At 71.5% G+C, this 13,162-nt stretch carries 10 protein-coding genes; 5 read left to right on the forward strand and 5 right to left on the reverse strand.

Annotation, left to right across the window (positions count from 1 at the left end; translation table 11 throughout):
- Positions 1 to 21: 21 nt before the first annotated feature.
- Positions 22 to 1,170, reverse strand: a complete 1,149-nt coding sequence (locus P8T65_RS26320; RefSeq protein ID WP_316727707.1) for a lipid-transfer protein — start codon at positions 1,168 to 1,170, stop codon at positions 22 to 24.
- 127 nt (positions 1,171 to 1,297) lie between these two features.
- Between P8T65_RS26320 and P8T65_RS26325 the strand changes: the two genes are divergently transcribed.
- Positions 1,298 to 2,965, forward strand: a complete 1,668-nt coding sequence (locus P8T65_RS26325; protein WP_316731728.1) for a fatty acid--CoA ligase family protein — start codon at positions 1,298 to 1,300, stop codon at positions 2,963 to 2,965.
- A 144-nt stretch (positions 2,966 to 3,109) separates the two neighbouring features.
- Here P8T65_RS26325 and P8T65_RS26330 read toward each other — a convergent pair whose 3' ends face one another.
- The gene (locus P8T65_RS26330) at positions 3,110 to 3,355 is read right to left on the reverse strand and encodes a hypothetical protein (RefSeq protein ID WP_316727708.1); all 246 of its coding nucleotides are present in this window, start codon (positions 3,353 to 3,355) and stop codon (positions 3,110 to 3,112) included.
- 204 nt (positions 3,356 to 3,559) lie between these two features.
- Positions 3,560 to 6,601: a BTAD domain-containing putative transcriptional regulator gene (locus P8T65_RS26335; protein WP_316727709.1), complete on the reverse strand. Its 3,042-nt coding sequence runs from the start codon at positions 6,599 to 6,601 to the stop codon at positions 3,560 to 3,562.
- 234 nt (positions 6,602 to 6,835) lie between these two features.
- On the opposite strand from P8T65_RS26335, the gene P8T65_RS26340 reads away from it, so the two are divergent.
- Complete coding sequence (locus P8T65_RS26340) at positions 6,836 to 8,107, forward strand: amidohydrolase family protein (protein WP_316727710.1); 1,272 nt, start codon at positions 6,836 to 6,838, stop codon at positions 8,105 to 8,107.
- Positions 8,108 to 8,475: 368 nt separating this feature from the next.
- On the opposite strand, the gene P8T65_RS26345 is transcribed toward P8T65_RS26340, so the two are convergent.
- Positions 8,476 to 9,255: an NAD(P)H-dependent oxidoreductase gene (locus P8T65_RS26345; RefSeq protein ID WP_316727711.1), complete on the reverse strand. Its 780-nt coding sequence runs from the start codon at positions 9,253 to 9,255 to the stop codon at positions 8,476 to 8,478.
- A gap of 145 nt (positions 9,256 to 9,400) precedes the next feature.
- Here P8T65_RS26345 and P8T65_RS26350 point away from each other — a divergent pair, with 145 nt between their 5' ends.
- Positions 9,401 to 10,249: a helix-turn-helix transcriptional regulator gene (locus P8T65_RS26350; protein ID WP_316727712.1), complete on the forward strand. Its 849-nt coding sequence runs from the start codon at positions 9,401 to 9,403 to the stop codon at positions 10,247 to 10,249.
- Between the two features lie 349 nt (positions 10,250 to 10,598).
- Positions 10,599 to 11,522: an LLM class F420-dependent oxidoreductase gene (locus P8T65_RS26355; protein WP_316731729.1), complete on the forward strand. Its 924-nt coding sequence runs from the start codon at positions 10,599 to 10,601 to the stop codon at positions 11,520 to 11,522.
- A gap of 909 nt (positions 11,523 to 12,431) precedes the next feature.
- Here the strand turns inward: P8T65_RS26355 and P8T65_RS26360 are convergent.
- Positions 12,432 to 12,671, reverse strand: a complete 240-nt coding sequence (locus P8T65_RS26360; RefSeq protein ID WP_316727713.1) for a hypothetical protein — start codon at positions 12,669 to 12,671, stop codon at positions 12,432 to 12,434.
- A 237-nt stretch (positions 12,672 to 12,908) separates the two neighbouring features.
- Between P8T65_RS26360 and P8T65_RS26365 the strand changes: the two genes are divergently transcribed.
- Entirely contained in the window at positions 12,909 to 13,142 is a 234-nt protein-coding gene (locus P8T65_RS26365) for a winged helix-turn-helix domain-containing protein (RefSeq protein ID WP_316727714.1), read from the forward strand.
- Positions 13,143 to 13,162 lie beyond the last annotated feature (20 nt).

A 13,162-nucleotide genomic window follows, 5' to 3' on the forward strand; every position in this document is an offset into this window, starting at 1 on the left:
TCCCGTCGTCCCATGGCTTGTTCAGTTGCGGAGCAGGAGCGCCGAGGTCGGTACCCCCTCGCCCGCCGTCACCAGACAGGCCGCCGCTTCCGGGACCTGGGCGGTGCTCGTGCCGCGCAGCTGCCGTACGCCCTCGGTGATCAGGTTGAAGCCGTGCACATAGGCCTCGCTGAGTCCGCCCCCGGAGGTGTTGACGGGCAGCCGGCCGCCCGTCTCCAGGGCGCCGCCCTCGGTGAACGCGCCGCCCTCGCCGCGCGCGCAGAAGCCGTACCCCTCCAGCGACAGGGGGATCAGGGCGGTGAACGCGTCGTAGATCTGGGCGACGTCGATGTCGTCCGGGGTGAGGTCCGCGTGCTTCCAGAGGTGCCGGGCGGCGGTCCAGGCGGGGCCGGTCAGCGGGTCGTCGTTCCAGTAGTTGACCATGCCGTGGTGCTGGGCGGGCAGGCCCTGGGCGGCGGAGTGGACGTAGACGGGGGTGCGGCGGCAGTCGCGGGCGCGCTCGGCGGAGACCACCACGCAGGCCAGCGCGCCGTCCGTCTCCAGGCAGTTGTCGAAGAGGCACAGGGGTTCGCTGATCCAGCGGGAGTTCATGTACATCTCGCGCGTCAGCGGGCGCTCGTACATGATCGCGGCGGGGTTCTGGTTGGCGCGGTTGCGGCAGGCGAGGGCGACGTTGAAGAGGTGGTCGCGCGTGGTGCCGTACTCGTGCATGTGGCGGCGGGCCAGCATGGCTATCTCGTCGGCGGGGCGGAGCAGGCCGTAGGGACGGGTCCACTGGGCCGGGGTGGGCAGTTGGACCGTGGTGTTCTTCCACGGGCGGGGGCCGGAGCCGCGTTTGCGGGAGCGCCAGGCGACGCCGACCGTGGCCTGGCCGGTGGCGATCGCGGCGGCGAGGTGCGCGACCGTGGCGCACGAACCGCCGCCGCCGTAGCCGACCTTGCTGAAGAAGGTGAGGTCGCCGAGGCCCAGCGCCTTCGCCACCTCGACCTCGTCAGTCTCCTCCATGGTGTACGAGGCGAGCGCGTCGACCTCGTCCGGGGCGATCCCCGCGTCGTCGAGCGCGGCGAGGATCGCTCGGCACGCCAACGCCCTTTCTGTTGCAGGGAGTTGTTTGGCGAAGGGGGTCTGGCCGATGCCGACGATCGCCGTCGCGTCCTTGAGCACGGCCATGGGCGCACACCTCCGCACAGGCTCTGGCACTGGGGATCCGGGCTGCTGACAGTCCGTCAGGGTACAGCTAATCTGACGGGTAGTCAGCTACCGGTTCGCGGTACGGAGGCCTGCGGTGAGCGGTGACATGGAGGCACGGCGCGGTGGGGCACGGCGCGGTGATCTGGAATGGGGGACCGTCCCGGGGCTGGTCCGCGCGGCGGCCCGGCGGTTCGCCGGGGTCGAGGCCGTCGTCGACGGGCGTACGCGGGTGTCGTACGCGGAGCTGGGCGCCCGGGTGGAGCGCGCGGCGGCCGCGTGCGTCGCGAACGGCGTGCGCGTCGGCGACCGGGTCGCCCTCTGGGCGCCGAACTCCCTGGACTGGATCGTCTCCGCGCTCGGCGCGGTCTCGGCGGGCGCGGTCCTCGTCCCGCTGAACACCCGCTTCAAGGGCGGCGAGGCGGCGGACGTGCTGGCGCGCAGCCGGGCGAAGCTGCTGTTCGTCACCGGCACGTTCCTCGGCACCTCGTACGTGGCCTCGCTCCGGCGCGCGGCGGGCGCGGACGGGGGGCGGCTGCGGGCGCCGGGCGCCGGGAGCGCGTGCGAGCGGCCGGGCCCGCTGCCCGGACTCCCGCACCTGGAACAGGTGGTGGTGCTCTCGGACGACGCCCCCGCCGACTTCCGTACCTGGAAGGACTTCCTCGCCGGCGGTGACGGGGTGAGCGCGGCGGAGGTACGGGCCCGGTCGGGCGGCCTGACGGGGGAGTCCCCCTCCGACATCATCTTCACGTCCGGGACGACCGGCCGCCCCAAGGGCGCGGTGATCACCCACGCGCAGACCCTGCGGGCGTACGAGGTGTGGAGCGAACTGGCCGGGCTCCGGGAGGGCGACCGCTATCTCATCGTGAACCCGTTCTTCCACACCTTCGGCTACAAGGCCGGGGTGATCGCCTGCCTCATGCGGGGCGCCACGATGATCCCCCAGCCGGTCTTCAACGTGGAGACGGCGATGGCCAACGTGGCCGCCGAGCGGGTCTCGGTGCTGCCCGGCCCGCCGACCCTCCACCAGTCCCTGCTGGACCACCCCGCCCGCGACGACTACGACCTGAGCGCCCTGCGTCTGGTGGTGACGGGCGCGGCGGTGGTGCCCCTCCGGCTCGTCGAACGGCTGCGGACCGAACTGTGCGTGGACACCGTGCTGACGGCGTACGGCCTGTCCGAGGCGTCCGGCATCGTCACGATGTGCCGGCGCGGCGACGAACCGTCGGTGATCGCGTCGACGTCCGGGCGGGCTGTCCCGGGGGCGGAGGTGCGCGTCGTCGATCCGCTGGGCTCCCCGCTGCCGCCCGGTTCCCCCGGAGAGGTCCTCGTGCGCGGCTTCAACGTCATGCGCGGCTACTTCGAGGATCCCGCCGAGACCGCACGCACGGTCACCGCCGACGGCTGGCTGCGCACCGGTGACATCGGCGTCCTGGACGAGGACGGCAACCTCCGGATCACCGACCGGGTCAAGGACATGTTCATCGTCGGCGGCTTCAACGCGTATCCCGCCGAGATCGAGCAACTCCTCGGCCTCCACCCGGACGTCGCGGACGTGGCGGTCGTCGGCGTCCCCGACGCCCGCCTCGGCGAGGTCGGCAAGGCGTTCGTCGTCCGCCGCCCGGGCTCCCTGGTGACCGCCGACGACCTCATCGCCTGGTCCCGCCGGGAGATGGCCAACTACAAGGTGCCGAGAACGGTGGACTTCGTGAGGGAGCTGCCGCGTAACGCGAGCGGGAAGGTGGTGAAGGGGGAGTTGCGGGGGAAGGTGGGCTGACGGCGCTCCCAGAGCAGCTCTGACCTGCCCGGACACAACCTTCTGCAACACGCTTCAGGGCCGGCCCCGGACACACCTCGGCCGCGGTGGCTCCCCCTCCGCGCCACCGCGGCCGATCCCCGTGGATACGGAAGTCCGGTGTACCTACTTGCCGCCGTCGAGGTCGAGGGCGGGCGGGGCGGGCATCGCGTTGTCCAGCGTGCGGATGTCCCCGGCCTTGGCGGGACCGCCGGGCATCGCGTTGTCGAGCGTGGTGATGCCCTCGTTCTCCGCCGGCGGCGTGGGCATGGCGTTGTCCTGGGGCGTGGTGCCGGTCTTGCCCTTGGCCGGCGGCGTGGGCATCGCGTTGTCCTGGGGCGTGGCCTCCGGGGCCGTCTTCTTGTCGCTCATGTCGTGGTTCCTCCGCTGTGATGGCGAGTCAGCAAGGCCCGTCCGGTAGCTCCCCCGAGGGCTGCCGGACGGGCCGTTCGGAGCCGCACCTTAGCGGTTGAGCCCCAGGTCAGACCGCCTGCCCCCCGACGCGACGGTGTGACGGGTACGACAGTGCCGGACCGCGATAAACGAATGCTGAACGCCCACGTCGGCCCGCGCCGCTCACGCCGCCCGGGGGGTCGCGAGGAGCGTGCGGACCTCGTCCGCCTCGATCGCGCCGCCGGTCTGTTCGTACAGCTCCAGCGCGTCGTGCCAGCAGGCCTTGGCACGGTCGGCCTGACCCAGGGTGAAGAGCGCGCGGCCCAGAAGGGTCAGTACGTTGCCGCGCATGCGGTCACCGCCGATGACTCCCAGGGCGAGGGCCTGTTCGGCGTGCCGGGCCGCCTGTGCGGGGCGCAGCGCGGCCAGATGGGCCTCGGCGATGCGGAAGTTGGTCACGCCCTCCCAGAGCCGCTGCCGGTGGTCGATGAAGATGCCGAGGGCGTCGGAGAACTGGTTGAGAGCCTCGGCGTGCCGCCCCGCCCGGGTCAGCGCGATCCCCAGGGTGAAGTGGCCGTTGGCCAGGCGCATCGTCCGGCCGATCTCCAGCTGGGCCGCGAGACCCTGCTCGGCGATCTCGACCGCCTTGGTGATGTTGCCCATGCCCAGGTGGGCGCGGGAGAGGTTGCACAGGCTGAGCGCGACACCGGGGCGGTTGCCCGCCGTGCGGTAGCCCTCGATGGCCTGTTCCAGAAACGTCTTCCCGTCCGCGTACCGGCCCTGGTGCAGGGAGATGATCCCCCGGTCGTTCGACACCCAGCTGATCGCCCGGTCGTCCCGGGCCGAGGCAGCCAGTCCCATGGCGAGCCCGGCCTGCTCCTCGGCCTGCTGGATGCGCCCGGACACCAGCAGCACGTTGGTCAGCATCATCCGCGCCCGTCCCTCCGCCCGCGCGTCCCCCGCCGTCCGCGCGGCGTCGCACATCGCGCGCGCCGTCGTCTCGTACTGGTGGGAGTTGGCGCCCGACTCGGTGAGGTCCTTGGCGGCCCACAGCAGGTCGACCGCGCGGCGCAGCCGGTCCGTGCCGGCGGACTGGCGCACGCAGGCCAGGAGGCAGGACGCCTCGGTGTACAGCCAGTCCAGCGCGGCGGACCCCTCGGTGAAGCGCAGGCCCGGGTAGACGGTGGGCTCCAGGTGGTCCACGAGGCGGTCGCCGGGGCGTTCGATCGCGTAGACCTGGGAGGCCGTGGCGAGATAGAAGTCCAGCAGCCGCGACATCGCCGACTCCCTCCCCCACTGCCCGAAAGGCGTGGGAGGTGCCCCCACTCCCGGCGGCTGTTCGTCCCGTTCCGCGCATGCACGCGCGTAGAGCCGCACGAGATCGTGGAAGCGGTAGCGGCCGGGCGCGGCGGATTCCAGGAGGGAGGTGTCGACGAGGACCTCCAGAAGGTCCTCGGTCTCCTCCGGCGGCAGGTCCAGTACGGCGGCCGCGGCCGCCAGCGAGATGTCCGGGCCGTCGGCGAGGCCGAGGAGCCGGAACGCGCGGGCCTGGGCGGGCTCCAACTGGCCGTAGCCCAGCTCGAAGGTGGCCTTCACCGCGAGGTCCCCGGCCTGGAGTTCGTCCAGGCGGCGGCGCTCGTCGGCGAGTTTCGCGGCGAGCACGGAGACGGTCCAGGTTCTGCGCGCCGCCAGCCGGGACGCGGCGATGCGGATGGCGAGCGGGAGGAAGCCGCAGGCCGCGACGACGTCGAGGGCGGCGGTGCGCTCCGCCGCGACGCGCTCCTCGCCGACGATCTTCGTGAAGAGCCGCAGTGCCTCGTCGGGGGACATCACGTCCAGGTCGACGAGATGGGCGCCGGCCAGGTCCACCATACGCACCCGCGCCGTCACGAGGGTCGCGCAGCCGGCCGTCCCCGGCAGCAGGGGCCGTACCTGCGCGGCGTCGCGCGCGTTGTCGAGCAGGACCAGCACCCGGCGGCCGTCGAGGACCGACCGGTACAGCGCGGCCCGCTCCGCCAGGGAGTCGGGAATCGCCGAGTCGGCCGTGCCGAGGGCGCGCAGGAAGGAGCCGAGGACCGTCTCGGGCTCGGCGGGGCGGGCGCCTGCGCCCTGGAGGTCGACGTACAACTGGCCGTCCGGGAAGGCCGATCTGGCCTGGTGGGCCACGTGCACCGCGAGGGTCGTCTTGCCGACGCCGCCGATGCCGGCCAGCGCGGACACGGCCATCACCTGGCCCTGGGCGCCGGAGGCCGCCGCCAGGACCGCGCTCAGGTCGTCGACGAGACCGGCACGTCCGGTGAAGTCCGGGACCGTGGCGGGGAGTTGGGCGGGGCGGACCGGGGTCGCGGCGGGCTCGGGGACCGGTGTCGCGGAGGGGGCCGCGAGGCCGGGGTCCGCTCGCAGGATGCGCTGCTGCAACTCCCGCAGGCCGGGGCGTGGGTCCACGCCGAGTTCGTCCGCGAGCAGACGGCGGGTGTCCGCGTACACAGCGAGGGCCTCCGCCTGGCGTCCGCTGCGGTACAGCGCCAGCATCAGCAGTTCGCGCAGTCGCTCCCGCAACGGGTGCGCGGCGGTGAGGGCGGTCAGCTCGGAGACCGCCTCCGCGTGGCAGCCCTGCTCCAGGTCCATGTCCAGGCGGGACTCGACCAGTTGGAGCCGCCATTCGTCGAGCCGGGCCCGCTGGGTCTCCGCGTACGGGCCCGGAACGTTCGCCAGGACCTCGCCGTCCCACAGCCCGAGCGCCTCGTTCAGCAGACGGCGGGCGTGGCACAGGTCCCCGGAGTTCTTGGCCTTCTCCGCGTCGGTCGCCAGTTCCTGGGCGACGGCGAGGTCCAGTGCGCCGGGGGGCAGCGCGCGGACCGCGTAACCACCGGACTCGCTGACCAGGACGCCGGGGGAGAGCACCTTGCGCAGCCGGGAGGCGTACGTCCGCACGGCGGCCAGCGCCTGGGACGGCGGCTCGTCGCCCCACAGTGCGTCGATCAGCTCGCTCGCGGTGGCGGTACGGCCCTCGCGGAGCAACAGGGCGGCGAGCAGGGCGCGTTGCTGGGGCGAACCGGTGGCGAGGGGTTCGGCGCCGCGCCAGGCCCGCACGGGCCCGAGCACGCTGAAGCGCAGCTCGGCCGGGTCCTCGGTGGCCGGCTTCGCGGTCTCGGCGTCCACAGCGGTCCTTTGCTCCGGCACTCTCGGCCCGCCGACCTCCGGCACTCTCGGTCCACCGCCCATCGACAGCCCCCTCAGGCCTACCTGACAACCAGGCCAGTTTGCCTTGTTCATGGCGGATCCGTCAGCCGTGCGAGAGGTCGATCACGGGCAGCCGCGCGGGATGTCACCAGGTCTGCACAGTCTCTCCTCCTCTTCTCGGACCCGAGCGTCCCGATTCCCGCACCCGGTCCCGCCGGAACCGTGTTGCCGACGGTATTACTGACGGACCGTCAGATCAGCGCTACCGTGACGGACATGGACCCCTTGGAGACGAGCGCCATGGATGCCGACAGCACCACTCCCGCCCCCGCCCCCTTCCCGAAGATCATCTCCGTCGACGACCACACGGTGGAGCCCCCGAACGTCTGGCAGGACCGGCTCCCCAAGAAGTACCTGGACACGGGCCCCCGGGTGGTCCGCGCGCCGCTGAAGGAGATGACGTTCCTCGGCGGCCGGTTCAAGCCCGTGATGGGCGCCCCCGGCGACGACGGCCCCATCGGCGACTGGTGGGTCTACGAGGATCTGCACCGCCCGCTGACCCGCCTGGACACGGCGGTGGGCTACAGCCGGGACGAGATCAAACTGGAGATCATCACCTACGAGCAGATGCGCCCCGGCTCGTACGACGTCTCGCAGCGCCTGGCCGACATGGACGTCAACCACGTCCAGTCGGCCCTCTGCTTCCCGACCTTCCCGCGCTTCTGCGGCCAGACCTTCACCGAGGCCGCGGACCGCGAACTCGGGCTGCTCGGCGTCCGCGCGTACAACGACTGGATGGTGGAGGAGTGGTGCGGCCCCGAGGCGCGGGGCCGGCTCATCCCGCTCACCCTCATCCCGCTCTGGGACGCGGAACTGGCGGCGGCGGAGGTCCGCAGGAACGCGGCGCGCGGGGTCCGGGCGGTGGCCTTCTCCGAGATACCCCCGCACCTGGGCCTCCCCTCCGTCCACACCGACGACTGGGACCCCTTCCTCGCGGCCTGCGACGAGACCGGCACGGTCGTGGCGATGCACATAGGCTCGTCCAGCCGGATGCCGTCCACCTCGGCGGACGCGCCACCGGCCGTCGGCTCGACGATCACCTTCGCCAACTGCTGCTTCTCGATGGTCGACTGGCTGATGAGCGGCAAGTTCGAGCGCTTCCCCGACCTCAAGGTCATGTACGCCGAAGGTCAGATCGGCTGGATCCCGTACATCCTGGAGCGTGCGGACGTCGTCTGGGAGGAGAACCGGGGCTGGGGCGGTGTCGCGGACAAGGTCCACCGCCCGCCGTCGGAACTGTTCGCCGACCACGTCTACGGCTGCTTCTTCGACGACGCGTTCGGGCTCCGCAACCTGGACGCGATCGGCGTCGGCAACGTCCTCTACGAGACCGACTACCCCCACTCCGACTCCACCTGGCCCGAGTCCCGCCAGGTGGGCGAGGCCCAGATGGGCCACCTGGCCCCGGACGTGGTGGACCGGATCGTGCGCCGGAACGCGATCGAGCTGCTGGGGCTGACGGAGGAGGGGTTGTGGGCGGGGGCCTGAGTGGTAAGCCGCTGTCCGAAGTCAGAGATGGGGGTAAGTGCGACACTCATGTGAACTGTCAGGCCATCGGTTATCGCGAGCCTCCTTGGGAGGCAAGTGCTGTTGTGGCTGCCCTCGTGTCTGTTCGCACAGAGGAATTCGGGGCCGTCAGGTGCCGTACACCGCAGAGATCAGCCGGACCAACCCCGGGTGTTTTCATCTTCCTCGTGGATCAGTCCGCCTCCATTTGCGATCCCATGGGTGGCGGTGAGGTGACACGGCTGGCCAGGACTGCGAGCAGGTAGCCGGCCGCGTTGGCCGCCACGGCCCGCGGGCTGCTCCTCGGGTTCGCGCCCCAGCTCGTCCTGTTCATCGCCGGTGGCCGGTGGTCAGCCGCGCACGTGCAGTGCAAAACCGGTGCGGCCTGCCGGCTCCAGTCCCATCTTCAGGTGCAGCGAGGGGATCTCGTAGTCGCCGAAGTTCTGGGGCCGGAACTCGATCGGCTCGGTCGACTCCAGGGTGAGCAGGCGCTGCTTCCAGGCACTGGCGACGTCCGGGTAGTCCTCGGCGGTCATCCGGTCGGTGCCGTAGAGCACGAACGGGGGCAGCACCTCGATGCCCGGGTAGTAGAGGATGCCGTGGTGGATCGGGAACAGCAGGTCGTCGATGGGGCCATTGATCCCGCGAGGGGCGTAGTGCGACTCCGGGCCGCCGGCGGTCACCGACAGCAGGGCCTTCCTGCCCGCGAGGGTGCCTTCGCCGAAGCGCTCGCCGTACCGGGTGTCGCTGTGCTCACCGACGCCGTACGCGAAGTGGTAGGTGAACACCCGGTCCACCCAGCCCTTGAGGATCGCGGGCATGGTGTACCACCACATCGGGAACTGGAAGATGATCGTGTCGGCCCACAGCAGCTTCTCCTGCTCGGCGCGCACGTCCGGGGTGAGCGTCCCGGCGTCGAAGGCCCGGCCCGAGTCCGCCGCGACCTTAAGGGGGCTTGAGGCGTCGGGGCCGTAGTCCGCGGCGTCCACGACCGCCTTCCAGTTCATCGCGTGCAGATCGCTCACCCGCACCTCATGCCCGGCGGTCTCCAGGGTGGACACCGCGAGGTCCTTCAGCGAGCTGTTCAGCGACTTCGGCTCCGGATGTGCGTAGACGATCAGCGTCTTCATGGGAACTCCTGCTCCTTCGGATCGGATGCCTTCGATCCTGGGCGCCGCGGCTCCCAGCGTTCAGGGGCTCCTCTTCCGTCGGACGGGACTTCCTGGTACCGGCAGGGCCACCCTCACGGGCGCCGGCGCGGCCATACTTCGGTGCATGGACGACCTCGCCAGCTTCCTGCGGACCCGGCGTTCCCGGGTCGACCCGGCAGCCGTCGGCATCCCTACCGACAGCCGCCGCCGGGTCGAAGGGCTGCGCCGCGAAGAGGTCGCGCACCTGTCCGGAGTCAGCGTGGACTACTACGTACGCCTGGAGCAGGGCCGCGCGACCCAGCCGTCCGAGCAGGTCCTCGACGCGCTCGCCCGAGTCCTCGGCCTCGACGAGACCGAACGCGGGCACCTCGACCGGCTCGCGCGGCAGCGTCGCCGCCGCGCGAAGGCGCCGGTCGGGCGGGTCCGGCCGGAGCTGGTACGCGTCCTCGACCTGGTCGCCGACGCACCCGCGCTGATCATGAACCACCGCCTGGACGTGCTCGCCGGGAACCGCCTCGCCGTGCTCCTCTTCGGCCGGCCGATGCCGGGCCTGAACATCGCCCGGCACATCTTCCTCGAGGAGGCCGAACGCGGCCTCTACGCGGACTGGGAGGCATGCACCCTCGACGTGGTCGGGCACCTGCGCCTGGCCGCAGGCAAATACCCCGAGGACCCCCAACTGGCTCTGCTCATCGGCGAGCTGTCGCTGGGCAGCGAGCGCTTTCGCCGCCTCTGGGCCCGCGCGGACGTACGTGCCCGCACACACGGACGCAAGGCGTACCGGCACCCGCTGGTCGGACTGCTGGAACTACACCAGGAGAACTTCGCACTACCGGATGAATCAGGCACGGAGCTGCTCGTATTCTCCGCGGCCCCCGGTACTCCAGCCGAGGACGGCCTGCGCCTGCTCGCGGGCCTTGGCGCCGACAGCGGTGACACGCATCCCGCAGTGAACGCTCAGATCCGCGAGTAACCCAACAACGCCCACCCACCGCCGGGAATGCCTCGGGGCTGACCGTGATCAGGCCCCCGTTGGGAGGGTTCTCGACTCCCGGCGGAAGGACGAGACGCGGTCGATGCGCACGGCCCTGGCGCTGAACGGCGACCTCCACAGGCCCTGGACCTCATGGAGACGCCGAGTCGCAGTCGCCCCACTCGAATCCGTGCGGATCTTGTCCGACCACCCTCCGGCCCCCTGGTGACGCCTCCCCACCCCTTGTCTGACTAGCCGTCAGATAAGACGATGAGGGCTCCCGATCCGCGATGCATCAGACGGAGGAGCGGCCGTGCGATCACCGGACGAAGTCCGACTGGCCTACGGGATGCAACTCCCCGTCCAGTCGCAGAGCGCCCTCTACGCCGAGCCCTGGGAGGCGGACGCCGGGCCGGAGGTCCTGGCCGAGCTCGCGCGGGCCGCCGACCAGGCCGGGTTCGCGTACGTTGCCGTCTGCGACCACGTGGCCATCCCGCGTCGCCTCGCGCCCGCGATGAGCACGGTCTGGTACGACCCGGTCGCCACGCTCGCCTACCTGGCCGGCGTCACCGAACGGGTCCGGCTGCTCAGTCATGTCGCGGTCGTCGGTCTGCGCCACCCGCTGGTCACGGCGAAGCAGTACGCCACCCTCGACCACCTCTCCGGCGGCCGACTGATCCTCGGCGTGGGCGCGGGGCACGTACGGGAGGAGTTCGAGGCGCTGGGGGTGGACTTCGACCGGCGGGGAGCGGTGCTGGACGAGTGCGTGGACGCGCTGCGAGCCGCCCTCGGCCCGGACGAGTTCCCTTCCCACCACGGCAAGCTGTACGACTTCGAGGACCTCGGCCAGCGGCCCCGACCCGCTCAGGCCCGGGTGCCCCTCTGGGTGGGCGGCTCGTCCCCCGCCGCCGTCCGCCGCGCCGCAGTCCGGGGCGACGGCTGGCTCCCGCAGGGCGACCCGCGCGACCGCCTCCCGGCCCAGATCGCCCGCCTGCGACGACTCCGCGAGGAGGCGGGGGCCACCGGGCCTTTCACCGTCGGCGCGATCACCGAGCCGCTGTACGTGGGGGAGCCGGGCTGGGACGTGGGGCGCCGGACCCTCACCGGGAGCCCGGAGGCGCTGGCCGAGTCCTTGCGCGCGTACCGGGCGATGGGGGTGGACCAGATACAGGTGCGGTTCCGGAGCCGTGACGTGGGTGAACTCGCGGATCAGATGGGCGCGTTCGGGGCCGAGGTGGGGCCGTTGCTCCCAAGGGGACCCGGCGAGGTCTGAGTGATGACTTCGTGAGCCGCCTGTGGACCACCTCCGAAGAGCTGACCGGCGTCACCTTCCCGGAGCCGACTACGGCAGTTCAAAACTGAAGCCGTGGCCGGACCGTCGAGTCGGCGATCCCGCGACGGAACGGGTGACCGCACTCGGTCGCACGGAGGCCCGGCCAACCGGTGCAGTGGGCCTATGGCCGGGCCGTAGGCCCACCGCCGGCCGAGATCCGGCCGGGACCATGGACAGACTTCGTGAGATCGTCCCCGACTTCGCGACCGACAACGCCCCGCTGTCCCGGAAAGAAGTCGAGACGGCTCGCGCTGTGCTGGGCCCCGGCCGCCTTACCCACCCGTGAGGGCTCTGCGGGCCGGTTGTCGAGGTCGTCAAGGTCTGATCGTGGAATCCGAGGGCGCCGCCTGCCTCATGCCGCCGACGCGGCGGAGGGCAGGCGGCCGGCTGTGTCGGGGGCTCACGGCAGCTTCGGAAGTCGCCCGGATCGGCAGCCGGCGCAGCTGCAAGGTGGCCGGTCGAGCGACTCTCGAACGCGTTCGGGGTCGTGGGCCCTCAGGACCGTGAGCTGCCGTACGGAGTCGACGCGCTCGCTGTCGGAGTCGACGCGGTAGACGCGGATGGTCAACCGGGAGGCCCCGTTATCTGGCTACCGCCCAGCCTTCACCGCGCCGCCTCGCCCGTCACCGGATGGCGTCCCGCCGAGTGGTGTAGCCGATCAAGCTGGCGGAATCCCCAGGTCGCGGCCCGAATCGCCCACGCCGAAGGCGCTGTTGGGACTCGCCGAGCCGGGACCAACGATGATCGCACGACGGCCCGCAGCGGCACGTACCGGACGACTCCGAAGCGGAGGCGACGGACCGTGATCGGCTACACCACGACGGGGGACACGACCCGTCACCGGCGGCCTCAACACGCCATCACCTGCTCGGCGCCGACGACATGACGGTCGAGATCGATGCCGAAGTCGGCGGCGAGGACGAGCGCGAGCCGCCGCCGCGACTGCCGCGCCTGCTCCTGCTCGACGGCGACTAGGTAGGGACGGACGAGGGGGGAGGCGGCGCCGTCGAGAGGGGTGTTCGTGTCCAGGCTGTACGGAGATCGCGGGGTCGAGAGTCGCGATGCGGATGGAACGGGAGCCTCGGGCACAGGCGTTGGGTGAACGGCGCGTCGGGCATCTTTCCGTCGCCTGCCGGTGCCGGGCACGAAGATGCCCAGCATCCAACGCAAGACCGCGTGGATAATGCTCATTGTCGTCAGCTCCTCTTCAGCTGGGGGCCATGCCCCGGGGCCGTGCCAGGCCGCCGGGGTTCTGACTGTGCTGAGCATGCGCGTATTCGCGCATTCGCGGTCGCTCGATTACGCGAAGACGCATACGTTCGAAGCATGGATCTTGACCGTGGCAAGCCTGTGTGGCCCCAGCTGGCGGATGAACTGCGCCGCCGGATTGACGTCGGTACGTACGCGCCCGGTAGCCGCTTCCCCGCTGTGGTGGACCTGGCCACGGAGTTCGACGTCGACGCCTCGACAGTGCAGAAGGCGGTGGCATCCCTCCGAACGGAAGGCAGGCTCCGTACTGTGCTGGGGCAGGGGTCGTTCGTCGTTGATCAGGGGGCCTGACCGGCGTGTGATGAGGTTGC

The organism is Streptomyces sp. 11x1 (assembly GCF_032598905.1).
Lineage (GTDB): Bacteria > Actinomycetota > Actinomycetes > Streptomycetales > Streptomycetaceae > Streptomyces.